This window comes from Vibrio bathopelagicus (assembly GCF_014879975.1).
In the GTDB taxonomy this organism is placed as follows: Bacteria; Pseudomonadota; Gammaproteobacteria; order Enterobacterales; family Vibrionaceae; genus Vibrio; species Vibrio bathopelagicus.
This window is the reverse complement of sequence record NZ_CP062501.1, coordinates 1,177,580-1,204,417: the sequence shown is the minus strand read 5'-3', so window position 1 is coordinate 1,204,417 and position 26,838 is coordinate 1,177,580. Positions and strand designations below refer to the sequence as shown.

Sequence of the window (26,838 nt, the reverse complement as noted above, 5' to 3'; positions counted from 1 at the left end):
GTAAACCGAACGCTTAGGCATTCAGTCGACACAGCCACTCTGTTATTCAACAGACACCATCGCTAAATACTGTCGGTGAGTTGTACCAGTTCCACAATTGAATTGGCTCTGTACTTGCTCAGGATGCGTGTTTTATAGGTGCTGATCGTTTTGGCACTTAAAGACAGCTTTTCTGAGATAAGTTTGTTGGAGTGTCCTTGAATCAAGTACTGGAACACGATCGCCTCTTTATTGGATAGCTTGGTGCTTTTGCCGCTTTTCTTTTGATCAGATTTGAACAACGAGTATCCCTTCATAATACTGGATAGGGCGAAGCGAATTGATTCATGGCTTTCGCTTTTACTCAGGAAACCGTTGGCACCTAATGATAGAGCGGCCTCAGACAAGCTTGAGTTATCTAAAGAAGAGACAAACAGCAACTTTCCTTCGTAACCGTGTGCTTTGATTATCTTCGCGAGGTTCATACCATCGTTGTTTGCTAGCGTCACATCGAGAACAATCAGATCAATGCTCTGGCTTTTCACCAGCTTCAGAACCTTGTCGGTATCAGTAGTTTTATAGAGATCTTCAACATTTAGCGAGTCCATGATCAACTCGGCAAGTGCTTCTCGGTAAAGAGGTTGTTCATCTATGATTAGAACGTTCTGATTTGTCATAAGTCACCTAAATTATTGCTATGTGACATCCTGTCTCATTGAGTTCTAAGATTGTGATAAGCGATAATTCTATGTAAAAACATAGAGGTTAGGGTGAAAATGACATTTTAACATTCTGAAAATCAGGCGTTTACAAAGGATGCGCGTTATTACTTACTTAAAGATAACGTGACTAATAGGTAGCTCGACCTCGTGCTTTATACAGTGTTTGGTTATAATTTATACTGTTTAACTCTTCTTTAGTATGCAAGTTAACCAATACGTCATTGCACTTGTTTATTTTGATACGAATATCGTGTTTACCTTCATAGGGAGTGCTGAGCAAGGCTGAAAGCTTGATAATTGCCAAGCATGTCTTTTTCGAATGCGGCAAAAGGTTATGAATATCGAGATAGTAATCGAGCTGTTTGTCTTTTGTTAGACGATCCGACGATTTCATGAGTATCATTTCTTTTCTGATATTACTTAACTTTTGCTGCGACGTTTGTAAGCGTTCTTTAAAGCCATTGAGCATATGAACTTGGCTACGAATAATACTCGGGTGTTGGTCTTTATTGATGCTGTCTTCCAACCTTGTTACGAATGTCGGTGTTTCGCTTAAAAAGGAGCACTGTTCCAATAGGAAGCAAAGGTGGTAGAAATCATAAAAATGAAACTCAGAGGTATAATTGAGTGCTTGTTTGATACTCTGTGTTGCCGCTTTTAGGTCACCTTTGATCAATCTAATGTGCGCAGAGATGAGTTTATCCTGGAGAATAAGCTCTGGCGTTTTACCGATATCATTGAGAATCGAATTGTATGAAGCAAGCTGCCTTTCAAAGAGGTTTATTGACCCTCCAATTGGTTGTTTGTAAAGAAAAGTACGCATGTAATTAATCTTTGTGAAAAAAACACCGCGAAAGGTATTAATGTTTTTTTCGTAATACCTTTTCATATAAGTGAAAGCGTCTTGATAAGCCCCTGCAGCGATAGATAAATTCGCAATCACCAACTCACGATGTGCGCCCGCATCAAGTAACATCGCTGACTGTTTCAAATGATCTATCGCGTTGGGCAGGTCTTCTTCAATCGAATATATGTTCGACATTTCATCGTGAAAGTATGGGTTGTTCTTTTTGGATTTTACTAAGCTGAGGATTTCTTTGGCCTCATCTACTTGGTCTGTTTCAATGAGCGTGCTCGCTAGGCCGGTTTTAATCCAGTCCAAGTCATCTTCTTCGAGTAAGCTTTTATACTCTTCTTGAGCTTTATTAAACTGCTTACTTTTCAGCAAGGCAGAGTGTACTTTCGGATAAGCTTAGAGTATTCAGGGTGGAATGGCAGAAGCTCATCGCACTTACACACAACACCAGCAAAATCGAATTCGGTTAACTTCTCAAAGATCGGCGCGAGGACCACTTTGCGATTTAAGGATGAAAATATTCGTTTAATAAAGAACTGTTTATTAAAGGGTTTAAGCAGGTAGTCGTCAGGATCTGAATCCACGATAGATCGCACGACGTTGTAATCATTCTCACCGGTAAGGAACATAAAAACCGTCGTCGATTTTAAAATTCGAGCGTGTTTGAGTTCTTCCAGCAGTTGGTAGCCCGTCAATTGGGTTTGGAAGTTGTAGTCACGGATTATAATGTCAAACGAGTTCTGGCGGCATTGATGAATAACATCGAAAGGTTTGTATGCATAAGATATGGATTCAAAGCCTATTTGGCGCAAAATTGTGGTTACACTGCTTGTAACCAGTCTAGAGTCGTCTGCAACCAGTACCGTATATTTCTTTATATCGTTATTCATTATTTTAACTGTTGACTAAATTTAGCTAATTGTAACAAAACGGAAATAGCTAGAAGTATCTCCGAGTGAAAACAAGAAAAATCCTACAATGATTCGATTAATTTCCTACGCTATTAGTATTAAGCCAATCTTCAATTGATTGAACACTGTGTGAAATTAATTTAATAGTATTGAGATTTGTTTGTTCGACAGTGTTATTTCCTGCTTTCAATTCCTTCTCTTCCACTTTAATGAGTTGCTCTAGTGGGAAGTGTCCGATTGAAGAAAGGCCACCCTTTATGCGGTGCATGACTTGTAAGGTGGTTGCGCGCTTAGGCTTTGTATCCCTTAGTTGCTCTAAGTCTTCTTGCATTACGCTAACGTAAACGTCAGCAAGGTAAACTCTTTGATCGCTAGGGTAGTTACTTAGCCAGCTAGTTTCATTACCAATGTTAAGTTTTTTTTCCATGAAAAAGTTTATAGGGAATTGATTTATTCATAGTAACGGCAGATAGGTATGAATAAAAATAACGCTCCTCTATTAAATATCTCTAATTTATTTATCTAGTGAACGTAGAGGGCGGTGTAATTAACAAAAAGGGGATGGGTTTTATTTATTCACTCTCGATATGGGATAGTTCGCTATTTGGACAGTGACGCGTAATAGGCCGCAATATCTTTTATATCTTGTTCGGAAAGTCGACTTAATTGAGCCTTCATCATGTCAGCGTAGGCACCTTCACGTTGGTCGTTCTTATACATTTTCATAGCGTTGAACAAATAGAGCGGATCTTGCCCTTTAAGGTCTGGATAGTTTTGATTCGTGTTGTCGCTAGCGACTGAATGGCAAAAAACACAGCTCGGAGATTTCAGTTTACCAAGTTCTGGATCACCAAAGTCGTCTGCGTGAAGTGTAAAAGAGAGGGAAGCAGTTAGTAAGATTATGGACTTGTTGTACACGTATATACTCCTGTGAAAACAAAAGTATAAAGCTTCCCCTTAGGGGAAGCTCAAGTATTAATTGCTATCAGCGGGTGTTTTGTTCAGAGTTAAAGCACTCTATCTAACTCAATTAAAAATCGAGAGATATCTTCTGCGCTAATGTCACGGTGAGTCACAAAGCGCACTGGGTTGCCCGGTGACATAGTAATACCTTGTTCAGCTAGCTCCCGTGCGATGCGGTTGATATCAACAGACTCATCTAACTTAGCAAATACGATGTTCGTTTGAATGAAATCAGGGTTAACCGAGAATCCCTCGAGCTTGCTTAGGCCAATCGCTAGGTTTTTTGCGTTCTCGTGGTCAGCTTTAAGTTGAGCAACGTTCTCTGTCAGTGCCATTTTACCTGCAGCAGCAAGGATGCCCGCTTGACGCATACCGCCACCGACCATTTTACGTAAGCGACGTGCTTTGGCTATGTACTCTTTGCTTCCAAGCAGCAATGAGCCAATCGGAGCACCTAGACCTTTTGATAGACAAATCGTCATAGAGTCAAAGTGCTGTGCGATTTCTTTAATATGGACATCCAGTGCAGCGGCAGCGTTATAGACACGCGCGCCGTCGAGGTGCATTTGTAGGCCGTGTTGGTTTACAAACTCACGAGCTTCTGCCAAGTATGACATTGGCAGCACTTTACCATTAATGGTGTTTTCTAAGCTCAGAAGCTTCGTGCGAGCGAAGTGGCTGTCGTCTGGCTTAATTGCAGCGGCAAGCTTTTTAAAGTCCAATGTGCCGTCTGGGTTGTTTTCTATTGGCTGAGGTTGAATCGAACCAAGCACAGCCGCGCCTCCAGCTTCGTACTTGTAGTTGTGCGCTTGTTGACCACAAAGGTATTCGTCACCACGCTCACAGTGCGCCATTAAACCAAGTAGGTTAGCTTGTGTGCCAGAAGACGTGAACATAGCGGCTTCAAAGCCAGTCTCATTCGCTGCCCATTGCTCTAGTTCGTTTACGGTTGGGTCATCGCCATAAACATCATCACCGACTTCTGCGTTTGCCATTGCATCACGCATAGCTTGTGAGGGTTTAGTAACGGTATCAGAACGAAAGTCCATGTTTCTCTCCTAGAGTACTTTAGGTAGTCATATACTTGGCTATAGATAGCCACATAGTTGGGCTTTACTTAAACAAGCGATAGTTTTGGTATCGGTAATTTGATCGTGTCGTATTTTGTCGTGCAGTTCATCTAAGCTCAGTTCGATCACTTCTATGACTTCATCTTCATCACATTCAAAGCGGGTAGTGAGGCTAAGCTCTTTTGCGACGAACAGATGCTGTATCTCATCACAGAAACCCGCCAAAGGCGTGACTTGCCCTAAACTCTGAAAAGAAGTTGCACTGTAACCTGTTTCTTCTTCCAACTCTCGCTGAGCACATTGAAGAGGTGTCTCATCAATTTCCATCGTGCCAGCCGGTAATTCTAAAAGCCATTTTTTAAGAGAAGGTCGAAACTGGTTAATAAGGATAATTTTTCCAGACGCAGTAATAGGAAGAATAACGGCCGCGCCAGGGTGGTGTATTGTTGTGTGTTTTACTACGACATTCGTAGGGAGTGTCACGCTCTCTTCTACGAGAGAGATACTTTTCCATTGATGGATAACTTTATTCATGCAATCTGGCCACATTCCTTGCCAATTTGTCGTATAACTGAAGACGTGCACCACCATAACGTCTATGGTGTCGAAAATAAAAGAAAAATTCGATTTAGTGATAGGCTTCGTTTCACACCGTTCGTGATGTTACTCTCAAATTTGGAATCTATGATTACGCCAAAATTACAGTCGTAACCATCTGATATAAAGGCAACTCAATAATAAAATACACTTGTAACAAAGTGCTAACAAATGTATAAAAACATATCTACACTCTCAACTGTTCATAGATTTTCGGAGTAACGCATGACCCCCTCTATTTCCTCACATGCTGACAAGGCGCTACTCTCTGAAAGAATCAACAAATTAGCGCATGCTCTCTCAGATGGCGTTTACGAAAGAGAAGACACCATCAAGCTTTGTTTACTGGCGGCTCTTGCCGGTGAAAGTGTGTTCCTATTAGGCCCTCCGGGTATTGCAAAGAGCCTTATCGCTAAACGCCTCATTCAGGCTTTTGACAACAGCAGCTATTTCGAATATTTGATGACTCGCTTCTCCACTCCAGAAGAAGTGTTCGGTCCGCTAAGTATTCAAGAATTAAAAGACAACGGTCGTTATGTAAGACTGACTGAGGGCTACCTGCCAACAGCGCAAGTCGTATTCCTTGATGAGATCTGGAAAGCAGGTCCCGCAATCTTGAATACGCTGCTGACTGTAGTGAATGAAAAGACATTTAAAAATGGCGCGGACATAGAACGTGTTCCTATGCGTCTATTGGTTTCAGCATCTAACGAACTTCCAGACGAAGACAGCGGCTTAGAAGCACTTTATGACCGTATGTTGGTTCGCGTGTTTGTAAACCGTATTCAGAACAAACAAAACTTCAAATCAATGCTGACGACAGGCACATCTCAAGAAGCGGTGATCCCTAAAGGCTTGGCGATCACTGATATTGAATACCATCAATGGCAAAAAGAACTCGATAAGCTCGAATTGACGGATAACTCGTTTAACAAGTTATTTGAACTCAAAACTATGCTGGAAGAGACGGTTAAGAATCAGGGTTCATCAGCTGAGTCTGAATTGTATGTATCAGACAGACGCTGGAAGAAAGCGGTTAAGCTTTTGAAAGCGAGTGCATTCTTCAGTGGCCGTGATAGCGTGAATCCGTTGGATATTATGCTTCTGCAAGATTGCCTATGGCACAGCCCAGAATCACGCGATGTGGTTCGTAGTGTCGTCAAAGACTTTGCATTAAACCGAGCGTTTGATCAGCAAGAGTCGAAATCCCAAATCGAAATGTCACGTGAAGAACTCGAAGAGATTCAAGAAGATGTTGAATCGACGCTATCTGTTTCGCTCTCTATGGAATCAACCAGTGGCTTGTTGCGTAAAGACGTTTACCAAAATGATATCAAGAACGCGAAAATGTACAGCGTGGGCAGTGCATACAATCTAGTTAAACTGGTTATGTTGCAAAGCAATATGTCGGTTTCTGAATCTGAGAAAGGCGATAGCCGTTGGGTATACGTAGCCAAAGACGATTTTGACCGAGCGCTTAAAGAAGGCCACGGTGATATTTACGGTTACGTAAACGAAAACAAAAACCTATGTCGTTTAAAGCTGGATTTGGACGCATCGAACCAATTAGTGATTAAAGATATCGCGAATCGCTCTGTATTGGTGAGTGTGGTGACTACGGATGGCTTAGACCAAGAATTGTATAACAAATGGTTGAGTGGTGCTGAGAGAGCCTTAGAGCAGTTGACCGAAGCGGAATTCAAGTTAAAAAGAGTTCGTACTGAATTCCATGATGCGTTGCCTCATAACTACATTGATCCTGATTTACCAAAGGCGATGGAAGCAAGTTTGCAGGCTGTAACACAAGATCTTGAAACCACGAAAGTGAAGAGCAGCAAGATCGCGCAGCGCATTAAGTTCATGAGTCAGTACTTCGAGTAAGGGGAGAGCATATGTTAGGAGCAGACGGCTTAAACCTCGCTTTGATGGTGGCTGATTCAGGAATTATTGATACAGCGATGAATGATCTCATCGCTCGTTCTCAAGTCATGATGGCTGCTGAGAACAAGGGCGTAAAAACGTCGGTTAAAAACCACTTGGTTAAGTGGCGCGGTAAAGTGAAAAAACGTGTCACGAAGGTGTGTGAAACAGACCGATTCCAAGAAGAAATTGCACTGTACCAAGAAGTTATCTACTGGGATGAACCCCAGTTTTTTGATGAGATTGACAGTGTCATCAAAAAATTGGAGTGGCACTCTGCGTTCTACCTACAAGCAAGACGTTTAATGGAAAACAACAAAGGCGTTTATAACGCGATGTTTCCACACTACTTTTGCGACCAATGGTATCAATCACTATCAGAAGCGATCAAACAAGCTCAAGTAACCGAACTTGAAACAAGCAAAGAAAAAGTCTTAGCCGATCTTTATCAGCGCATGGAAACCATGAAAAACATGGATAAAGTGACGGAGTCGGGTGATGAAGGCAGTGTAGGGCGCTTGTGGGACATGGCTTCGGCTAAGTTGAGTAAAACCGACTTAACGGTAATGAAGCGCCATGCTGAATTCCTGAGCAAGCACAAAGGCCTTCAAGAGATCGCTGAGAAACTAGGTCGTATGGCTGGCTTAGAAGATGATCCTTCTCTGCACAAAGCCCCTGTAGAAGAACTGCAGATGGTTGAAGAGAAGAGCGATGAGGCGGTTGATGATATTGTTGGGATTCATGAAAGTGATGACCTCAATAAGATGCTGCCGAACGAGACCATGTTCTTAGCGTACCCTGAGCTTGAGGTTATCTTCTACAAACACTTGGCCGACAAGCGTTTGCTTAGCTATCGCTCACAAGGTAAATCTCGTACGCTACGTAAAGTCAAAGCTCAAAAACCAGACAGCAAATCGGTGGACATTGAAAAAGGTCCATTTATTGTTTGTGTGGATGCGTCGGGTTCAATGAGTGGTTTCCCAGAACAGTCAGCAAAAGCGATGGCTTATGCCTTGATGCAAATCGCCTTGGCTGAAGAGCGCGACTGTTATGTGATTTTGTTCTCTTCAGAACACATTACTTATGAATTGACTCGACAAGACGGCCTACGTGAAGCCAGTGACTTCCTAAGCTACTCATTCCACGGCGGGACAGATCTTGAGCCAGTCCTAATGAAGTCGATTGATTTGATGATGGGCGACAAGTACAAGAACGCCGATTTGATCGTGCTTTCTGACTTTATCGCACCAAAACAGTCTGATGAAATGATTGCTCAAGTCGAGAAACTTAAAACGCATAAAAACCGTTTCCATGCAGTTAGTCTTTCTAAGTATGGTAACCCTCAACTTATGACCATGTTTGATCACTGTTGGTCGTATCATCCAAGCCTCGTTGGCCGCTTCATGAAAAAGTGGTAGTGCCAAACACCTTAATTGAATCGAGTTTGCTGTATGCTTTTTGAATGAAAAGATCGAACATGCAGCAATTTGATTTAAATGTCAGCAAACAGAATTTAAATTCACATTTTTGTTTGACTATCTTCACTCAATCCGTAAAGTAGGCACCCGAACACAGCGGGGCTAACGTTTAGTCGGTTCTAACGTGTTGGAAAATGGCGCCTTGGCAGAGTGGCTATGCAGCGGATTGCAAATCCGTGGACCTCGGTTCGACTCCGGGAGGCGCCTCCATTCTCTTTCTCTCTCATTTAATTAATGAGAAATTAGAAGAATGAAATTGCGATACTAGCTCAGTTGGTAGAGCGCAACCTTGCCAAGGTTGAGGTCATCGGTTCGAACCCGATGTATCGCTCCAAATTTTGTAATGTTGATTCATTTCGACATTAAGATGGTGTTTTACTTTTCAGTAATCGGCATCGCAATAAAGAATTGCGTGCCCTGGTGGTGGAATTGGTAGACACAAGGGATTTAAAATCCCTCGGCGTTCGCGCTGTGCCGGTTCAAGTCCGGCCCGGGGCACCATCTATTTGATTGCTATCTTGTTTGGTAGGAATCAACAGAGTAGTTCTCTTAAAACACTATTTGAAGGCGCCTTGGCAGAGTGGCTATGCAGCGGATTGCAAATCCGTGGACCTCGGTTCGACTCCGGGAGGCGCCTCCATCATTTAGAAAAAACCAGTCCTCGTGGCTGGTTTTTTCGTTTCTGACTTCTTCATCTTTGCCTCTTTATTTATCCCTTTTACCTTTCGAAGACCAACACTCTTTTGATGAAATCCTAAGTTGAACCTTTGTTGATAGACCGCTAAATAAATCAAAGTCACAATTAGCCACAATGCTCAATTTGTTTCATTGTTTTATGGGATAACCCTAATTAAAACATGTGTATGAGTGATAGTGTCCCTCTTTATATTTCTTTAATTGTTCTATAAGAGGTTCTTAAATATGCAATTTAGTCTAAAGAGGAAAATGGTTTTCTCTGTAGTTTTGGCGATTGCTGTTACATCTGCCATTCTTCTTTTCATGGGTTATAAGACTTTTCAAACAAACAGCTGGCAAGCAATAGAAAGTGAAAGTCGCAACACACTTCAAGCCCATGCTAAGGGCATCAGTGACTGGTTTTATGATAAGAAACAAGCAGTACACGGGCTTAAGCAACAAGTGCAGCTTAACCCTTCAATAGATATCGTTCCTCATTTACGTCAAACCTTGGTATCTGGTGGGTTTGGGTTGAGTTATTACGGTAACAAAGAAGGTGAGATGTTCCGTCATGATCCTTCATTGAATAAAGCGGGTTACGACCCAAGAGTCCGAGGTTGGTATAAACAAACCTTAGCAGAGAACCGTGCAGTGACAACCAAGCCGTATGTGAGTGTGACGATGCAAACCTTGGTGGTGACACTGACAGACCCTGTGACCGAGAATGGATCGATCATCGGTGTTGTGGCATCAAACTTGGCATTAGACAAATTGATTGAAGACGTATTAGCCATTCAGGTTCCAGGGAATGGACGTGCGATTCTGATTGACAAGCAAGGAACGGTCGTTGCTCATCAAAATAAAGATTTCATTCTGAAACAAGTCAATGATATTGCGCCAGAGCTGAGTGTGTCTGGCTTGAATAGTGCTGCGCAAAATTTGACGACAATCTTTACTCAAGTGGACGGCGCCGAGCGAGTCATCATGGCAGAGCCAATTAAAGGCACTGACTGGTTACTTGTGATTGAAATGGATAAAGACGTACTTGAACAACCGCTGTTCGATATGTTGATTAGCCAAATCACTACAGGTTTGATTGTATTGATCGTTATGGCTGCGGCAACCTCATGGTTTGTGGCCCGTCAATTAGTTGAGCTGGGTCGAGTGAGTGAAGCATTAGCTGATATTGCGGAAGGGGAAGGCGACCTCACACAAAGACTACAAGTGTCGAGCCAAGATGAGGTGGGTCAACTTGCCGATAAATTTAATGTCTTCGTTGATCGGCTCCATCAAATGATGCAAAACGTCACTCAAGTTTCTACCGCGATGAACAGTGGTGCCGAGCATGCTAATTCCAGCGCGATGAAGCGCAGTGACAGTGTGAGCATGCAACAAGATGAGATCACGATGGTGGCGACTGCAGTGACAGAAATGGCGACAGCAACAGCAGAAATAGCAACGAATGCTGAGAGTACGGCTAAAAGTGCGACTCACTCGGTGGAATTGAGCGAGCAAGGGTTCCAACAGATGGCCAAAAGCCAGTCCTCGATCAATGAGCTTGCTACTGAGCTAACAAGCGCTGTGTCTATCATCAGCGAGCTTGAAGAGCATGGTCAGCAAATCGCGTCTATCTTGGCGACGATTCGTGAAATAGCGGAGCAAACGAACTTACTCGCGCTCAATGCGGCCATTGAAGCTGCAAGGGCAGGCGAGCAAGGCAGAGGTTTTGCTGTGGTTGCCGATGAAGTTCGTGTGCTTTCTCAACGTACTCATGCTTCAACAGAAGAGATCGAAGATAAAATCAAACGCCTACAGCAAGCGACCAATGGTGCGGTTAAAGTGATGACGCAAAGCCATGATATGGCGAAAACAAGCGTACACGATGTGGATATGGCCGGAGAGAGCTTAGCTCAAATCCGTGAAGCGATTCAGATGATCAGTGATATGGCGACTCAGATTGCCTCTGCCGCTGAAGAACAGTCTTTAGTCACCGCGGAAATCAATGCGAATACTGAGTCTGTACGCGAAGTCAGTGATGTGATGGCGCTTGATGCGACAGATGCCGTTTCGCAAGCCGATCAACTCAGCTAACGATCTCAAACAGGAACTCTCAAGGTTTAAACTTTAAGTTCGGTTAAACCTATACAGAGCACAAGTCATCATCGGCTTGTGCTCTTTTTTATGCAGCCAGCGTCAACTTGATTCATTGTTTCAGTGTTTATCGAAGAAATCTTTGTTACGGATATACTTGCTCATTAGGTGGTAAGAGAAAGGCCGGATCAACCAACTGAAAATTGAGCGTCCGAGGCGTATTAACGTAGGTGTGTTTTCATAGATCCTGCCATTATAAAGCCAAAGCACTTTCCCTACATGCCAATACAATAGGGGCACGGGCGGCATGAAGGTGACAATATCGATGTCACAACAGATACGGTAGGTTTTTTTGCTCAAACGGTAGTTCTGTTTAAAGCTCCAATTACCAATTGCAGGTTGGCCAAACGTGACGATTCGTTTGATGCAACCTGGATGCTTTTGGTCCAGATAATCAGCAAACACGCAACCAATAGCGCCGCCAGAAGAATGGCCGGTGATAGAAATCCTTTTTCCTTGTTCTAACAAAGGTGCGAGCGTGGCTTCTAAGCGTTCGATAACGGTTTGCCCAAGCTTGTCTTCGTTGCGACTCGGTTGGCTTTCTTGGAACATGAGATGATAGAAACCAGCATGAACACGATAGTTCAGCCCAATCCTTTTACAGCTTCTGGTCCATAACGCGAAAGTGAGTAGCCAATCAGAAACACTGTGTGAACCTTTGATAACGACGACCACTTCGTCTTTGTCGCTGCTCCATAAGACTCGAATCATGGTTTTGCCAAATTGATTCTTTATGATGCGCTGTCCATTAGGATCGAAACCGTAACGAGTTTGCTTAAAGACTCTAGGGTAGGCGAGGTTACAGAGCACGGCGTAGCGTTCATATTGGTATCGTTTGAGTGGTTTCACGTTTTCATTTCGTAATAATAGTTACATAAACTCTAGCCTTTGAATGTGAAAAGCACATGAAAACGAGGGGCTGTTTCGTTCATTCAATAAAATCAGCAGTATTTAGTGAATCTTCAAACTGGATTTCTGCTTATGAGTTCCTGCGAAAACTCTAAATCTACGTATAAGAACCGTACAAGCTGCATCAAATTCATTCGTTTGAGTTCGATAATTAATCACTTGAATTGAAAGATAAAATTTATTGTTGACGAATTTTTTTCATCCGTTAAAGTACACCTCGTTCTCACGGCTTAGGTCGCTGAGAGATGGTGTTTTACTCTTCAGTAATCAGCATCGCATGATTGCGTTGCCCTGGTGGTGGAATTGGTAGACACAAGGGATTTAAAATCCCTCGGCGTTCGCGCTGTGCCGGTTCAAGTCCGGCCCGGGGCACCATCTATCTAGTTTCTACTTTAAGTAGAGTGTTGAACAAAGAGTGGTTCTCTTTAAACACTTCAATATATTTTTATGTTGATAAAGGCGCCTTGGCAGAGTGGCTATGCAGCGGATTGCAAATCCGTGGACCTCGGTTCGACTCCGGGAGGCGCCTCCATTCTCTTTTTCCTTTTTGCTTACAAGAAGGGATAAATAAGAAGAATGAAAATGCGATACTAGCTCAGTTGGTAGAGCGCAACCTTGCCAAGGTTGAGGTCATCGGTTCGAACCCGATGTATCGCTCCAAAATTTTGTAATGTTGATTGGCTTCGACATTAAGATGGTGTTTTACTTTTCAGTAATCGGCATCGCAATAAAGAATTGCGTGCCCTGGTGGTGGAATTGGTAGACACAAGGGATTTAAAATCCCTCGGCGTTCGCGCTGTGCCGGTTCAAGTCCGGCCCGGGGCACCATCTATTTGATTGCTATCTTGTTTGGTAGGAATCAACAGAGTAGTTCTCTTAAAACACTATTTGAAGGCGCCTTGGCAGAGTGGCTATGCAGCGGATTGCAAATCCGTGGACCTCGGTTCGACTCCGGGAGGCGCCTCCATTATCACAACTAAACGTTACTTCGGCTAAAACCGATTTTATAGATGACCAGCTTAAAGCTGGTTTTTTTGTATCTAAAATTCCTACTTTTCCTCAAATCTATCAACCTCAACGAGACTTTGCATCGACGCCTCATGCTGCTTAGTTTTCGCTTCCCGAAAAGCAGTTATTGCTCGTTGCTTCCTGAAATACAAGAGCGGCTTGAAGCGCAGTCAATGGTGCGTTTTGTAGTCTATCTCCAAGCGCCTCGTAAACCGTATTGATGTCAAACAGTGCCAGTTGTGGATAAAGTAACGGATCTTCTAAAATCATGTGAATCAGCTTTTTATCGGAATAAACATTATTCAGTCTAAGTCGGTTTAGTGCCGCGTTCTGAATGCCGATATACGGATGCTTGAACAGTTCACATAATTGCAGCTCGTCATTGGCGTGTTGTATTAAAGCAACTTTCACAGAGAGGCGGGGTGATGCTGTTAGTTGCAAGCGGTGTTGCTGTATCCAATCATCGCCAAGCCAACTGATAATGCTTTCTGTATCCTCGCTCTCTTCATCTAGTACCAACTCTAATACTGACAGACTAAAGCGTTGCGTTTGAATATCGGCAAAGTGTATATCGTGTCGAGATAAGGCAATAATTAAGGCGTGAAATGCGGTTTTGGTTAAGTTGTCTATTTTATCTTCAGAGCACAGGTTTATCAGCCATGTTTTGTTTACGCAGAATTCGATAGCTAGCGCTTGATTTTGTAAGTTCTCAATTTTTGCTGATTTCTTCAGTGACTTTTTTGCTGTGGGAGTGGAGAGTGATGCTTGTTTTAAGGCATCAAGTGTCGAGGTAACTTGTATTGGTTTGCCGTCGGGGATAACGCTTCGCTCATTAAACGTTGTATCTGTAAGAGGAACTTCAGTTGAAGGTGTGCTTTTGCTTAAAGCTTCTGTAGCAATTATATCGGTTGTCCCCATAGTCAGCTCTTTCAAATAGTTTTGGTGGCTGGCGTTTTGGTTCAAGGATAAATGCTCGATAAGTAGCCGCTTGATCGAGTTGCTGCAAGTGTGAGAGTGTAATTGTTGACGGATGAAAGCAACACTCAGTTGTTCGTTGGTCGTTTCAAATAGGGTGGTTAGGCAGTCGAGTTGCTCTGCTTCATCTAGCCCTGAAAAGATCTGATAGAACATCGGTAAGAACCGGTTGAGTTGCGGTTGCCTGTGTTGAGTTTCCAAATTTGAAATTAGCTGAATGATTGATTTTGTTAGTTGGGGAAAATACTGTTGATTTTGGATCTGGTTAATTAAATCCAGTTTGTCTCGTTCATTAAGCAGTCCTGCGAGTGTATTGAGTGGTACTCCTGACAGTAGCAATCCCCAATTAAGATGTTTTATATCTACTTGGTAATTCCATTTCGCCAATTGGTCGACTGAAACTTTTCTGATTAATGGTTCTGAGTAAGAGAGGCCACTTAAAAATATCTGCAAATACTCACGACAATTCATCTCGGATAAACGCTGAAATGCCACTTTTTGGCAACTAAGATCTGGGTGCTGTGTTGCTTTGTATAGCATCACTTTGTCTTGAGTGCTTTTTAAAAACATACGCACTTCGGCCATGCTTGTTGGAGCGTAACTTCCTTCAAGTAAAGCCGGTGAGTGACGAGACAACAGGGATATGAGTCTGCTTTTTAGGTCTGGCTCGGGATCATTCTTAAGCAGGGCCAGCAAACGGTCAGCTTGGCTACGGTCTATCTTGTGTTTATGGTTATCGAGAATGCGCGCAGCAATCAAACTAATATCATCACCATCATTCCAATCACCTTCCCAATAATCGTTACCATCGCATATCGCTTCTACTAATAACTCTGTGGCCATTGCCGAGCGTTGATTGCTCTCTATAGCAAGCAATGCGGCCAATTTTATTTCACTGTAATCCCAGTATTGAAAGCAGTGAATGATGGGCTCGATAGGAGCTTGATTATCTAAAGTAAGACACTCTAGGCTTGTGATCACAAGGTCTATATTCTCGGATTTTAAGCCCTCTATCACTTTGTGCTTAGTACATTGAAATCGCGCTAGAATTTGAGCGGCCAAAATCTGTTTAGATGTGTCCCCGGTCGTGTAGCTGTGTTCAACTTTATGAAGGAATTTATCTAGAGACATTTGTTTAAGCACCACTGAATTAACAAGTTTGAATAATAACTCTTATCATTTCCAGTTGTATGATCCTAATCATATCTTTAATGTTTCACGTGTTAATAATAGGGTTCATTGATAGTAATCCAGAAAAGGAATGCCGATGAGCGTTTCACGAAAAAGCTTTGCACGAACAAGCTTTGTACGCACTGGCTATATAGGATTGTGCGCCTTTTTCTCTGCGACTCTACACGCTGCTTTGCCTCCAATGAATATAGACCTGGCAATGGCTGAATTAGGCAAACGCCTGTTTTTTGATACGCGCTTGTCAGGGGACGACTCGATCTCTTGCTCTAGTTGCCACATACCGGCGAATGGTTTCTCCTTTCCAGAACCTTTAAGCCCTGCGTATACAGGGAGTGATGGCTTTCGTAATGCGCCAACACTCATTAATACGGTCTATAAGGAAGTGTGGTTTCACGATGGTCGTATCGGGACGAATCTTAACGATGTGGTTCGAGAAAACATCACGGAAGATTGGCTGATGAATATGGACATGCGTTTGATGCAAGAACGACTTAAACAAGATCCTATTTACGTTGAAATGTTTAAAGCCGCAAACCTTGGTGAACCGTCGAATGGAGGCGTTCGCAAAGCCTTACCTGAATATTTGAAAACACTGACTTCGATAAACGTCCCTTTTGACCAGGGTGATCTTAACGATCTAGCAACGCAGGGGAAGCAATTGTTCTCTGGGAAAGCGGGGTGTAGTCAATGCCACAGTGGTTCTATGTTCACGGATGGAAAGGCACACAATACGGGAGTACCGGAAAACCATGAGGTATTTCTTGATCCGATGCGACATCAATCGTTTCTTGCTTACAACATGTTTATGGGCGTTCCAGATTACCTTTCGCTAACCCGTGATGTTGGGGCTCATGTACAAACCCACAAAGCCGATGGTAGTGACCGAGGTAAATTTATGACTCCAACACTGCGAGAGCTTACTCAGACGGCGCCGTATATGCACAATGGCATGTTACACACACTTGAAGATGTGGTTGAGTTTTATAACCAAGGCGGGGGCGAAGATTCTAACAAAGACTCTCGATTAAGTGCACTTTCCCTGACAGAACAAGAAAAACAGGCGTTGGTTGCGTTCTTGGAATCTTTATCTGGTGAGCCTTTGGTGGGCGAAAAGTACGAATGGCTAGATTATGACTTTGGTTATGAATATACGGAGGATTGGTCAAATGCTCATAACTAAATTCTCTGTATCGCGTGTAGTGCTATTTGGGCTATCCGGAATTGGGTTATTTCCAACTATTGCTCATGCCAACCTAACACTCGCGCCTCTAGGTGAAGTGCCCATCCCTGCCGATAACAAACAAACACCCGAAAAAATAGAGTTAGGAAAGATCTTATTTTTCGATGGTCGTTTAAGCGGTGATACCACAAGCCCATGTGCTGGGTGTCATATTCAGTCCCAAGGTTGGGGGTTTCCAGATGACCTTTCTATGGGGTATCCGGGTACGGTTCATTGGCGTAATAGCCAAACTATTATTAATGCGGCTTATTACGACAAGCTGTTTTGGGCTGGCAGTGCTATGTCGTTAGAAGCGCAAGCCAAAGACGCCGCAAAAGGTGCGGTCGCTGGCAACGGTGAAGACGACATTATGGAAGCTCGTTTGGCGTTAGTCCCTGAATACGTAGAGCGATTTAAACAGGTGTTTGGCGACGATACACCGAAAATTCATAATGCGTGGCGTGCTATTTCAGCGTTTGAACGCACTATGGTTCAACGTGATACTCCAATTGATAAGTACCTACTCGGAGATAAAAGTGCATTATCTGAATCTCAACTAAAGGGTAAAGCTTTGTTTGAAGGCAAAGCGAATTGCATAGCTTGCCACAATGGACCGTTGGCGTCAGACCAAAAATTCTACAACATTGGCGTCCCTCCAAGCCCTTGGTGGAGCGATGATGGCTTAGCACAAATAACCTTCCGATTTGAACTGTATTCTAAAGGTGTTACCGAACAGATGTACCGTACGACAAAGGCCGACCCAGGTGCTTACTTTCGTGCGAAACGTAAAGAGATGTTAGGGAAATTTCGTACACCTAGCTTGCGTTATACCAAATATACCGCGCCGTTTATGCACAATGGAACCCTCCCAACGTTAGAAGCGGTCATTGATTTCTACAACCGTGGTGGGGTAGATGATGATGGACGTACAACAGGGTTTCCCCAGACAAAATCCGCTTTGATTCAACCTCTTGGATTAACAGAACAAGACAAGAAACACTTACTTCATTTTGTCGAGGCGTTTTCAGGTGAACAGATTTTTATTGATGAGCCGACAATCCCTGAATACCAAGCGTTATTTACCAAAGAGCAACTTACTGGAGCTAAAAAATGAGCGTTAATTCTAATTCAACCTCCAGTAAAGGACACAACAAATGCATGATGTCGCGACGTGATTTTTTGCTCTATTCAAGCGCAGCTACGGCAGTGTCGATGGTGCCCCTCACATTGTTTGCTGGCACCAGTTCTGAGGCGAATGTTGAAGCTCGCGTTGTTGGCTACCCTCGTAAAAAAGTCGCCAAATTAAGTGAGCTGAATAATCATGATCCAGTTCATTTTCAATACCCAGATGAAGGAACAAACTCAATTGCTATGCTAGTTAAAGCTGATATTGAATGTGGTGGTGGGATAGGGCGACAGCGTGACATTGTGGCTTACTCAATGACTTGTACTCATCAAGGCGGGCCCTTAACTGGCGCGTACAAGGCGACGGGAGAGCATCGTATTGTGGGGCAATGTCCGTTCCATCTATCGACTTTCGATTTACGTCGTCATGGCGTTATGGTTTCCGGACAAGCCTTCGAAAGCCTGCCTCAAGTGCTACTGGAACTCGAAGGTGATGATATTTATGCGGTGGGAGTCATGGGCTTGATCTTTGGTCGAATGGAAAACCTAATCGACGTGGAGGCCAGCTAAGTGAGTCAATCTGATCAAAACAAATCATACCTTGCACCGACAAGTACGTTACTGCCACCGGTGAACGCGGAAGTGATCACAACGGCTTGCGACTATTGCGTTGTCGCGTGCGGCTATAAGGTTTATCGATGGCCTGTTGGCAGCAACTCCGGCGGACCTCGTGCCAATGAAAATGCCTTCGGTGTCGATTTTCCTGTTCATGCCCTGCAAGCTTGGGTTTCTCCCCAGCAACATAATATTGTTTCGCACAATGGCAAACCACACCATGTGGTGGTGGTCGCGGACAAAGATATCCAAGTCGTCAACAAAGGAGGAGACTCTTCGGTTCGTGGTGGGCTATTGGCAAGAAAGTTGTACAACCCCGATACACCAACGAAAGATCGTTTGAAGCAACCTTTGGTTCGTATTAATGGTCAGTTACAACCCGTCGAGTGGGACTTTGCACTCGACATTGCTGCCCAAGTTGGGCGACACGTGATTGATACTCACGGTTCAAACAGCTATTGCGTTAAAACGTATTCCTATCAGTATATTGAAAACACGTACGCGATAACAAAGTATGCATTACGTCATGTAAATACAGCGAACTTTTCATTTCACGATACGCCATCAGATGTTACTGCCACGCCTGGCTTTAGAGATGCAGGCTTTGATAATTTCGCACCTAGTTATGACGATTGGGGCGCGGCAGATACTTTGATGATATGCGGAACCGATCCGTATGAGACCAAAACGATTATCTTTACGCAGTTCATCATGCCGGCGGTTCGCCGCGGAATGAAAACGGTGATTTTGAATCCTCGTGAAACGGCAGGGATTGCGTGGCTAAAAGCTCAAGGTGGATTACACCTCGATATTAACCCCGGCAGCGATAACCTTGTGATCGGCGCGATTGCTCGGGTGATCCTTGAACAAGGTTGGCAAGATAACGAATGGATTGAAAACTGGGTTAATAATAAATGGGAATCGAGCTCTGGTTTTGGTCAGGGTACTCGTAATACGCCATGGCAGTGGAGAACGACTTGGGGCAAGTTCCAAACCGATGGTTTTGATGACTATAAGCAATGGAACTTGGAGCAAAAAGAATACGCCCCTGAGTATGCCGCTTCAATTGCCAGTATCGATGTCGAGAAGATTTACAAAGCGGCTGAGATGTTAGCTAAGCCCGTTAATGGTAAACGAGTCAAAGCTTCGATTGGTATAGAAAAGGGCTTCTATTGGTCAAATAATACGGGCAACACTAATGCTATTGCATCTCTCGCAACGATCATAGGGACTGGCGGTAGAGAAGGTCGCGTGATTGGCCGCTTTGGTGGGCATCAACGCGGTGGATTAGCTGGTGGAAAATTACCAAGAAACAAATCACCTGAAAAAGTCGCGGGCAGACGTAGGCGTTCTATTGATACTGATAGATACCTTTACTCGGGGCATACCCGCATGGCTCATGTGATTGGTACTACTTGGATCCAATCGATGTGTGGAAGCTATGGATTAAAAGAGAAGTTCATAGAGTTAACGACTCGTAACCCTCATCAAGCCATTAGACGCGATAAACAACATATTATCGACACCCTTAAAAAGCGTGCAGACTCTGGTGGCATGGTGGTTATCAACCAAGATATTTACTTACGAGATCCGATAGGCAAGCAATTTGCCGATATCATTTTCCCTGCCGCGACGTGGGGAGAGGACGATTTCATGCGCGCTAATGGTGAACGTCGTTTACGTCTTTACCAGAAGTTTTCAGATGCACCGGGAAAGGCGAAACCGGATTGGTGGATCGTTGGTCAAATGGCATCTCGAATGGGATACGATGGCTTTGATTGGCAAAACTCTAACGACGTTGCTGAGGAATCATCGCGGTTTAGTCGCGGTAGCCGTAAAGATTTTAATATGATCAAAGTTGCTGCACATGCTGAAGGAAAAACGCTTCATCAAAAGCTTGCTGAATTTGGTACGGAAGGTATCCAAGGCCCCGTGTTTTATAACTACGACACTAAAAAGCTCATCGGAACCAAACGCCTTCATGATACTGAAATGAGCTGGAATGAACTGGTAGACAAAGGGCTACAAGATGGTCCTCAAGGCGCGAATATTATGCGTAAACAACTTACCCAGTTTAATAGTCAGACAGGGAAGGTGAACCTACAAAAACATCCCTGGGATCTGTTTAGTGACTTCCATCGTTGGCTTACACCGAAACAGGACGAGTTGTGGTTTTCAAATGGTCGTATCAACGAAATTTGGCAATCGGGTTTTGATGATACAGAGCGCAGGCCTTACATCACTCATCGTTGGCCTGAAAACTGGATTGAAGTACATCCAGAAGATGCAGCAAAACGGGGTATAGAAGCTGGGGATGAAGTATTGGTTTACTCGGAACGTGTGGCCAATTTTAAAGACACGATTCTCGGTGTCGAAACCGATGATTTTCAATTCAGTAATTTGATGAAAAATGGGCATATTCAACTGGATTATGCAGAGATTAAAGCAGTAGCGATTGTCACCTCTACCACGAAAAGAGGCGTATTGTATTGCAATATGATGGACATGAAGAATCCAGCCAACGCTTTAACGACAAGGGTAGTTGATCAAATCAGTGGTAACTATAACTACAAAATGGGTGTAGCCAAAATAAAGAGAATTGGTGAATCCAAATATAAGCGGGAGTTTGAAGGTTTTTCTTTTGCTCCACGTAACATTGTTTAAGGGGAATTTATGTTTGGTGTTTTATTAGTTTTACACGTGCTAGCAGCTACTATATGGACTGGAGGTCACATTATTCTTAGCGTGATAATCCTTCCTAAAGTGCTAAAGCATCGTTCTCCAGAAATGTTGCTCGAATTTGAGCAAGGGTATGAAAAGGTAGGAATGCCGGCATTGGTGATACAAGTGGTGACGGGGTTGATGCTCGCTTACCATATGTTACCGGATGTGACTTTATGGTTTGATATGTCGATTCCTCTTGCTCATGGTATTGCAGCCAAGTTGACCTTACTTGCTTTAACGGTTTTGCTAGCTTTAGATGCTCGATTCCGTGTTATTCCAAAACTCTCAAAGGATAACCTGTGGGATATGGCATTGCACATCGTGCCTGTCACCATAATCTCAGTTCTGTTTGTGTTTGTCGGTGTTTCATTTAGAACTGGCTGGTTGATTTAATAGTTTGAACGGCCGTAGAAGCGAAGTTTGACTTTTTAGTCAGAAGCTAGAATAGACAGCGCCAGTGGCGCTGTTTTTTTATGAGTGATTGGAGTTTGTATGAAGTGAGCAGACTCCAAACCTTGGTTGACTTAATAGAGAGTCTTTAGGATCACTTAACCTTTTGTTTTGCTTTATCCAATAGTCCCTGCATTTTGTTTTGAGCTCGACGACTCACGCGTTTTTTAGCGGCAATACGAGCTTCCTCTATGTTGACACTGGGATCACCTACAACAACCAACGCTACCATCCCGTGCCTGTGGTGTACTTTGCATTTAATACCGTACACCCCAGGTTTATCGAATACGACTTCCTGAGCGTTTGAGCCTGAGATCATAAGAGGCTTTGCTCCTTCAGGAAGCATCCCCTGGATACTATGAGCGGTATGAGAGCCAACAGTCCCTTTGAAGAGCACTTTGTCTCCAGGTTCGATTTCGACGTAGTCGGGAATAAATTGGTACATCTTGTCGATGTTCTCTGAATTCATATCCATGACTTGTTTAATAACTTTGGTTTCGGCAATCACTGGGGCGGCAGTAATAATAGATAGGATTAGTAAAAATACGCGCATTGTATAGGCTCTATTAAATAAGAATTATTTGCAACAATGCTAATTTATTCAGTGGGTGGTTGAAAGTTGATTTTGACATCATCACCATGAATCTTATTGGTTCTTGTGTTGGATCAATCTAATTAACTTATTAATCTCTCGATATGCCTTTACCTGATCAAGATTACTCAATGTTATCGAATGCCTTGTGAGTTATTTTCCAGGAGAATGGTTTGAGTTTGTATGAGAACAATGAAATAGAACTTATTTGGTTTAAATGAGCTACAGGAAAGAAAAGCTTTTCACAATTGCACATAGTTTTTCACGAAAGGAGGTGGGTTGGCGTTCAACTTGTATTTATAAGTCTGCAGATGAAAGTAATTGTCATTTACTTACGTTGTTACTTGCCGATTGTGTAAATTTACAACACATCTTTAGTTGCATCAAAGTGTATATAAACCCCCGCTAAACCAGACTGAATGCAGGGTTATTCGTTTGCTTTGCTCGATATTTGAGCAGGTCTACCTCTTTTGTCCTACCCCTTTTGGGTAGTTCGTTTTCGTAATTGATTTACATCATATTTTCATTTTCTTTCATAATTCATTATTCACATAGTTAAGAAATTATAATCTTTCAGGAATTCTTATGAGCAAGATGAAGCTAGTCGTAATCGGTAACGGGATGGTCGGCCATCGCTATATCGAAGATTTAGTCGAGAAGACAGATGTTACGAATATGGACATTACCGTGTTCTGTGAAGAACCTCGCGTAGCCTATGACCGTGTACACCTTTCTTCTTACTTTTCACACCACACTGCAGACGAACTTTCTTTAGTTAAAGAAGGTTTCTACGAGAAACATGGCATCAACATGCTGATCGGCGAACGTGCTATTAACGTTAACCGTGAAAAGAAAACAGTTTACTCAAGCACTGGTCGTGAAATTCAATACGATAAGCTTGTTCTCGCAACCGGTTCGTTCCCATTTGTTCCGCCAATTAAAGGCCACGAAGGTAAAGACTGTTTCGTATACCGTACTATTGAAGATTTGAAAGCCATTGAAGCAACGGCTAAAAACTCTAAATCTGGTGTGGTTGTCGGTGGTGGCTTGCTTGGCCTTGAAGCAGCGGGTGCACTAAAAGCACTTGGTGTGACAACTCATGTTGTTGAATTTGCTCCCAAGCTTATGGCTGAACAGCTTGACCTTGCTGGTGGTAACCAACTTCGTCAAAAAATCGAACGTATGGGCGTAAACGTACATACAAGTAAGAACACGCTTGAGATCGCTCCTGAAGGCACTGAAGCTCGTAACGTGATGCGTTTTGCAGATGGTACAGAGCTTGAAACAGATTTCATCGTATTCTCTGCTGGTATTCGTCCTCAAGACAAACTTGCTCGTCAGATGGGGCTAGGTATCGCACCTCGTGGCGGCATCGAGATTAACGACCATTGTCAAACGACAGACAAAGACATTTACGCTATTGGTGAGTGTGCATCTTGGAACCAAACCTTCTACGGCCTAGTCGCTCCAGGCTACAAAATGGCAACAGTAGCGGTTGACCACGTTGTAGGTAACGAAAGCACTTTCGAAGGTGCAGACATGTCTGCGAAGCTGAAGCTTCTGGGCGTGAAAGTTGGCTCAATTGGTGATGCGAATGGTCGTACTCCTGGTTGCAAGAGCTACGTTTACCAAAATGAAGAGCAAGAAGTTTACAAACGCTTAATCGTTTCCGAAGACAACAAGAAGCTTCTAGGCGCGGTAATGGTTGGCGATACGTCTGACTACGGCGATCTTCTTCAGCTAATGCTGAACGAAATCGACCTGCCAGAACACCCAGATGCTCTAATTCTTCCTGCTCATGCAGGAGGTGAAAAGCCAACACTTGGCGCAGACTCGCTTCCTGAATCTGCAGTTATCTGTTCTTGTTTCGATGTGACTAAAGGCAAGATCGCTCAAGCGGTTGCTGAAGGTCATCACACAATCGGCGATATCAAAGCAGTAACCGGTGCAGGTACTGGCTGTGGTGGTTGTATTCCACTAGTGACTTCAGTGCTAAACGCTGAACTTGCTAAAGCCGGTGTTGAAGTGAAGAACGATGTATGTGAGCACTTTGCTTACTCTCGCCAAGAGCTTTTCCACCTAATTCGTATCGAAGAAATCAAAACATTCGATGAACTACTAGAGAAATACGGTAAAGGCTACGGCTGTGAAGTATGTAAGCCTCTAGCGGGTTCTATTCTTGCTTCTTGCTGGGGTGAGCACATCCTTAAGCCTGAGCTAGTGAAACTGCACGATACCAACGATAACTTCCTAGGTAACATGCAAAAAGACGGTACTTACTCTGTTATCCCTCGTATGGCGGGTGGTGAAGTAACGCCTCAAGCACTAAGCGTTCTTGCGGATGTTGCCGCTGAATACAACCTATACACCAAGATTACTGGTGCACAACGTATCGGTCTATTCGGTGCTCAGAAAGATGACTTACCAGCAATCTGGAAGAAGTTAATCGCTGCAGGTTACGAAACGGGTCAAGCTTACGCAAAAGCACTTCGCATGGCGAAGACATGTGTTGGTTCGACTTGGTGTCGTTACGGCGTTCAAGATTCAGTTGGCCTAGGCGTGATGATCGAGAACCGTTACAAAGGTATCCGTACTCCTCATAAGATGAAGTTTGGTGTGTCTGGCTGTACTCGTGAGTGTGCTGAAGCTCAAGGTAAAGATTTAGGTATTATCGCAACTGACGCTGGTTGGAACATGTATGTATGTGGTAACGGTGGCATGAAACCTCGTCACGCAGACTTACTTGCAAGCGACCTAGACCAAGAAACGCTGATCAAATACATCGACCGTTTCATGATGTTCTACATCCGCACGGCTGCTCCACTGCAACGTACTTCGGTATGGATGGACAACCTAGAAGGTGGTGTTGATTACCTACGTGAAGTGATTGTAGATAACAAGCTTGGTATCAATGACCAACTTGAAACTGACATTGCAGGCCTAGTGGGTAACTTTGCTTGTGAATGGACAGATACAATCAACGATGAAGCTCAACTTAAGCGCTTCGCACATTTCATCAATGCTGATGACCGCGATGAAAACGTAGTGTTTGTAGAAGATGGCCGTGAACAACACCGTCCAGCGACTTTCACTGAGAAACACCCTGAAGCGAAGGGCGATATCCTTCACGTTGAACTGGTTTAATTGGGAGACGACATCATGGCATTTACCAAAGTTTGTAAGATCGAAGACATTATTCCAGGTACAGGTGTTTGTGCGTTGGTTGCTGGTGAGCAAGTGGCAATCTTCCGTCCAACTAAGGCTGAAGAAGTACTAGCGATTAGTAACACCGACCCTTACTTTCAATCTAACGTGTTATCACGCGGCTTGATTGTTGAGCACAAACAAGAGCTTTGGGTGGCAAGCCCACTTAAGAAGCAGCGCTTTAACCTGACAACAGGTGTGTGTATGGAAGACGAGAACTTCAACGTGAAAGCGTACAAAGCTCGTGTTACCAAAGGTGCTGTAGAAATCTCTGCTTAATCTTTGGATGAGTAAGATTTGATAGTTCAAGGGTTCTAGTTATCGATATTGCCTTAATTCGGCAACTAGAATCTTTTCCTATCCGATTTTAACTTTTAATTTAAACTTTTTAAGGACAACCTTATGTCTACTGATTTTAAACCGGCAGAATTCGTTCAAACGATGATCGATGTAGGTGAAGCGAAAACGAAGACAAGTACTCGCGACCTCCTGATTCGAAGCACTATGGCTGGTATCATCCTTTCTCTAGCGGTTGTAGTTGCTATTACAGCAATGGTACAAACGGGCATTGGCCTTGTTGGCGCACTCGTGTTCCCAGTTGGCTTCGTTATTCTAAGTGTTATGGGTTACGATCTAGTAACTGGCGTTTTCGGCCTTGCTCCTTTAGCTAAATTCGACAACCGCCCAGGCATTACTTGGGGCCGTATCCTACGTTGTTGGGGACTTGTTGGGTTAGGCAACCTTATTGGTTCACTTATCGTGGCTTTCCTAGTTGCAGTTTCATTGACAGGCAACTTCTCTCTAGACCCAAATGCGGTAGCGCAAAAGTTCATCGCAGTTTCTACAGCTCGTAGCCTAGGTTTTGAAAACATGGGCATGGACGGATGGATCACGTGTTTCGTACGCGGCATCTTCTGTAATCTAATGGTATGTCTAGGTGTAATTGGTAACATGACAGCTCGCACTGTGTCAGGCCGTGTAGCAATGATGTGGTTCCCAATCTTCATCTTCTTCGCACTAGTATTTGAGCATACAGTAGTAAACATGTTCCTATTCCCACTGGGTATGATTCTTGGCGCTGATTTCGGTATCGCGACATGGTTGAACTTCAACCTTATCCCAACAATTCTAGGTAACATCGTTGGTGGTCTGCTGTTAACGTGTGTTCCTCTATACCTTACGCACGCTAAAACAGCGCCATCACTAGACGCTAAATAATCAGCACTCTTTAGTTCGTTGAGTCATTTAGTTGAAAAATGATAAGCCCCAAGCATCATGTTTGGGGCTTTTTTGATTTAAACATCCTCTGCTTAGGCATGAATGCACTCTCAGTGAGCATTGTTTGCCAGTTACTGGTGCAAAAGTCAGCGCTATTCAACGTAATAGATTGTTTTGTTATATAAACTTCTATCTTGTTTAGAATTAATCGTGAAGTTTTATGGCAACACCTGATAGTCTAAGAAGTAGGGATATTGGCAATTCACAGCGTCATTGTGAATTGTGA

At 43.5% G+C, this 26,838-nt stretch carries 20 protein-coding genes, 9 tRNA genes and 1 pseudogene; 20 read left to right on the top strand and 10 right to left on the bottom strand.

The window, feature by feature from the left end; all coding sequences use genetic code 11:
* Positions 1–62 precede the first annotated feature (62 nt).
* The 7 genes from IHV80_RS21665 to IHV80_RS21640 all read right to left on the bottom strand — a co-directional run bounded on the left by IHV80_RS21665 (position 63) and on the right by IHV80_RS21640 (position 5,035).
* Entirely contained in the window at positions 63–656 is a 594-nt protein-coding gene (locus IHV80_RS21665; RefSeq protein WP_192890924.1) for a response regulator transcription factor, read from the bottom strand.
* 172 nt (positions 657–828) lie between these two features.
* Positions 829–1,929 (bottom strand): tetratricopeptide repeat protein, encoded by a 1,101-nt coding sequence (locus tag IHV80_RS21660; RefSeq protein ID WP_226088535.1) that lies wholly within the window; start codon positions 1,927–1,929, stop codon positions 829–831.
* Positions 1,923–2,447: a response regulator gene (locus IHV80_RS25235; RefSeq protein WP_226088534.1), complete on the bottom strand. Its 525-nt coding sequence runs from the start codon at positions 2,445–2,447 to the stop codon at positions 1,923–1,925. Before IHV80_RS25235 ends, IHV80_RS21660 begins: the two co-directional genes overlap by 7 nt.
* Positions 2,448–2,544: 97 nt before the next feature.
* Positions 2,545–2,895: an Hpt domain-containing protein gene (locus IHV80_RS21655; protein WP_192890923.1), complete on the bottom strand. Its 351-nt coding sequence runs from the start codon at positions 2,893–2,895 to the stop codon at positions 2,545–2,547.
* A 173-nt stretch (positions 2,896–3,068) separates the two neighbouring features.
* Positions 3,069–3,386: a c-type cytochrome gene (locus IHV80_RS21650; RefSeq protein ID WP_192890922.1), complete on the bottom strand. Its 318-nt coding sequence runs from the start codon at positions 3,384–3,386 to the stop codon at positions 3,069–3,071.
* Positions 3,387–3,475: 89 nt separating this feature from the next.
* Entirely contained in the window at positions 3,476–4,480 is a 1,005-nt protein-coding gene (gene ltaE / locus IHV80_RS21645; protein WP_192890921.1) for a low-specificity L-threonine aldolase, read from the bottom strand.
* A 39-nt stretch (positions 4,481–4,519) separates the two neighbouring features.
* Entirely contained in the window at positions 4,520–5,035 is a 516-nt protein-coding gene (locus IHV80_RS21640) for an NUDIX hydrolase (RefSeq protein WP_192890920.1), read from the bottom strand.
* A gap of 288 nt (positions 5,036–5,323) precedes the next feature.
* On the opposite strand from IHV80_RS21640, the gene IHV80_RS21635 reads away from it, so the two are divergent.
* The 7 genes and pseudogenes from IHV80_RS21635 (at position 5,324) to IHV80_RS21605 (ending at position 11,299) form a co-directional block, all read left to right on the top strand.
* Positions 5,324–6,979: an ATPase RavA domain-containing protein gene (locus tag IHV80_RS21635; RefSeq protein WP_192890919.1), complete on the top strand. Its 1,656-nt coding sequence runs from the start codon at positions 5,324–5,326 to the stop codon at positions 6,977–6,979.
* 11 nt (positions 6,980–6,990) lie between these two features.
* Positions 6,991–8,436, top strand: a complete 1,446-nt coding sequence (gene viaA / locus IHV80_RS21630) for an ATPase RavA stimulator ViaA (protein ID WP_192890918.1) — start codon at positions 6,991–6,993, stop codon at positions 8,434–8,436.
* Positions 8,437–8,632: 196 nt separating this feature from the next.
* Positions 8,633–8,706: transfer RNA gene (locus IHV80_RS21625), tRNA-Cys, on the top strand.
* A 48-nt stretch (positions 8,707–8,754) separates the two neighbouring features.
* A tRNA-Gly gene (locus IHV80_RS21620) sits at positions 8,755–8,830 on the top strand.
* Between the two features lie 80 nt (positions 8,831–8,910).
* Positions 8,911–8,997, top strand: a tRNA-Leu gene (locus IHV80_RS21615).
* Between the two features lie 65 nt (positions 8,998–9,062).
* A tRNA-Cys gene (locus tag IHV80_RS21610) sits at positions 9,063–9,136 on the top strand.
* Between the two features lie 281 nt (positions 9,137–9,417).
* Positions 9,418–11,299: pseudogene (locus IHV80_RS21605) on the top strand (methyl-accepting chemotaxis protein).
* 83 nt (positions 11,300–11,382) lie between these two features.
* Here IHV80_RS21605 and IHV80_RS21600 read toward each other — a convergent pair.
* Positions 11,383–12,171: a lipase family protein gene (locus tag IHV80_RS21600; RefSeq protein ID WP_192890917.1), complete on the bottom strand. Its 789-nt coding sequence runs from the start codon at positions 12,169–12,171 to the stop codon at positions 11,383–11,385.
* 348 nt (positions 12,172–12,519) lie between these two features.
* Here IHV80_RS21600 and IHV80_RS21595 point away from each other — a divergent pair.
* The 5 genes from IHV80_RS21595 to IHV80_RS21575 all read left to right on the top strand — a co-directional run bounded on the left by IHV80_RS21595 (position 12,520) and on the right by IHV80_RS21575 (position 13,198).
* Positions 12,520–12,606: transfer RNA gene (locus IHV80_RS21595), tRNA-Leu, on the top strand.
* Positions 12,607–12,689: 83 nt separating this feature from the next.
* Positions 12,690–12,763: transfer RNA gene (locus IHV80_RS21590), tRNA-Cys, on the top strand.
* A 52-nt stretch (positions 12,764–12,815) separates the two neighbouring features.
* A tRNA-Gly gene (locus IHV80_RS21585) sits at positions 12,816–12,891 on the top strand.
* 81 nt (positions 12,892–12,972) lie between these two features.
* A tRNA-Leu gene (locus IHV80_RS21580) sits at positions 12,973–13,059 on the top strand.
* 65 nt (positions 13,060–13,124) lie between these two features.
* Positions 13,125–13,198, top strand: a tRNA-Cys gene (locus tag IHV80_RS21575).
* A gap of 140 nt (positions 13,199–13,338) precedes the next feature.
* Here IHV80_RS21575 and IHV80_RS21570 read toward each other — a convergent pair.
* Positions 13,339–15,345: a hypothetical protein gene (locus IHV80_RS21570; protein ID WP_192890916.1), complete on the bottom strand. Its 2,007-nt coding sequence runs from the start codon at positions 15,343–15,345 to the stop codon at positions 13,339–13,341.
* A 136-nt stretch (positions 15,346–15,481) separates the two neighbouring features.
* On the opposite strand from IHV80_RS21570, the gene IHV80_RS21565 reads away from it, so the two are divergent.
* Genes IHV80_RS21565 through IHV80_RS21545 form a run of 5 tightly spaced genes read left to right on the top strand, consistent with a single transcriptional unit; the run spans position 15,482 to position 21,481 of the window.
* Complete coding sequence (locus IHV80_RS21565; RefSeq protein WP_192890915.1) at positions 15,482–16,585, top strand: cytochrome-c peroxidase; 1,104 nt, start codon at positions 15,482–15,484, stop codon at positions 16,583–16,585.
* Positions 16,572–17,738 (top strand): cytochrome-c peroxidase, encoded by a 1,167-nt coding sequence (locus tag IHV80_RS21560; protein WP_192890914.1) that lies wholly within the window; start codon positions 16,572–16,574, stop codon positions 17,736–17,738. Before IHV80_RS21565 ends, IHV80_RS21560 begins: the two co-directional genes overlap by 14 nt.
* Positions 17,735–18,319 carry an arsenate reductase (azurin) small subunit gene (locus IHV80_RS21555; RefSeq protein ID WP_192890913.1) on the top strand — a complete coding sequence of 195 codons (585 nt, stop codon included), beginning with the start codon at positions 17,735–17,737 and terminating at the stop codon, positions 18,317–18,319. The genes IHV80_RS21560 and IHV80_RS21555 overlap by 4 nt, the downstream gene beginning before the upstream one ends.
* Positions 18,320–21,028 (top strand): molybdopterin-dependent oxidoreductase, encoded by a 2,709-nt coding sequence (locus IHV80_RS21550; protein WP_192890912.1) that lies wholly within the window; start codon positions 18,320–18,322, stop codon positions 21,026–21,028.
* 9 nt (positions 21,029–21,037) lie between these two features.
* Positions 21,038–21,481 (top strand): CopD family protein, encoded by a 444-nt coding sequence (locus IHV80_RS21545; protein WP_192890911.1) that lies wholly within the window; start codon positions 21,038–21,040, stop codon positions 21,479–21,481.
* Between the two features lie 151 nt (positions 21,482–21,632).
* Here IHV80_RS21545 and IHV80_RS21540 read toward each other — a convergent pair whose 3' ends face one another.
* Complete coding sequence (locus IHV80_RS21540; RefSeq protein WP_192890910.1) at positions 21,633–22,091, bottom strand: plastocyanin/azurin family copper-binding protein; 459 nt, start codon at positions 22,089–22,091, stop codon at positions 21,633–21,635.
* Positions 22,092–22,715: 624 nt separating this feature from the next.
* Between IHV80_RS21540 and nirB the strand changes: the two genes are divergently transcribed.
* The 3 genes from nirB (at position 22,716) to IHV80_RS21525 (ending at position 26,552) form a co-directional block, all read left to right on the top strand.
* Positions 22,716–25,274 carry a nitrite reductase large subunit NirB gene (gene nirB, locus IHV80_RS21535; protein WP_192890909.1) on the top strand — a complete coding sequence of 853 codons (2,559 nt, stop codon included), beginning with the start codon at positions 22,716–22,718 and terminating at the stop codon, positions 25,272–25,274.
* Positions 25,275–25,289: 15 nt separating this feature from the next.
* On the top strand, positions 25,290–25,613 hold the full coding sequence (nirD, locus tag IHV80_RS21530; RefSeq protein WP_192890908.1) for a nitrite reductase small subunit NirD: 324 nt from the start codon (positions 25,290–25,292) through the stop codon (positions 25,611–25,613).
* A gap of 123 nt (positions 25,614–25,736) precedes the next feature.
* Positions 25,737–26,552 carry a formate/nitrite transporter family protein gene (locus IHV80_RS21525; RefSeq protein ID WP_192890907.1) on the top strand — a complete coding sequence of 272 codons (816 nt, stop codon included), beginning with the start codon at positions 25,737–25,739 and terminating at the stop codon, positions 26,550–26,552.
* The last annotated feature ends 286 nt before the right edge of the window (positions 26,553–26,838 follow it).